General features: G+C 32.1%; 1 pseudogene. It reads left to right on the top strand.

What is annotated here, in order from left to right:
- Positions 1 to 546: pseudogene (locus LDM92_RS09815) on the top strand (hypothetical protein); the annotation flags it as partial.

Raw genomic sequence — 546 nt, 5'->3', positions numbered from 1 at the left:
AAATAAGTTATTTACTAATTATGCTACTGTTACAATAGCATCATCGCCATTTTCTTCTGATAAAGATTTTACAAAAGCAAATCTTGTTAATAATAAAGGTGAATTTACCAATAAATATGTCAAAAAGGGTACGAAACTAGTGGTTGATCGTCGCAGTAATAGAGAAGAACTAGCAGGGACGACTAAAATTGATATGCTTGATAATGGAGTTCTAGAAGTATTCCGCATAAAAAACAATAAAAAATTGTTTGTTTTAAGAGACGACCTTAAAACGCAGCCTCGTCAGCAACTAATACCGTATACTAATATCATGCATGTAAGATTTGTGAATGACGCATATCTTTATAATATAAAAGGAGAATTTGCGGACGATTCATGGTTTAGTTCAGGTGATACGGTTTCGGTTACAGGATTAAGATATATATGGGTTCCAGCAGATAAAAAAGCAGAACTATTTTATGAAGTTTTAGATTCACCTTCATCGATGTCAAACTGTAATTTTGTGAAAGCTTCGACTGCTAAATATACTTTTGGCAATCATTTAAA

This window comes from Lactobacillus laiwuensis (assembly GCF_019972835.1).
GTDB lineage: Bacteria > Bacillota > Bacilli > Lactobacillales > Lactobacillaceae > Lactobacillus > Lactobacillus laiwuensis.
This window is presented reverse-complemented; position numbering and strand designations above follow the sequence as displayed.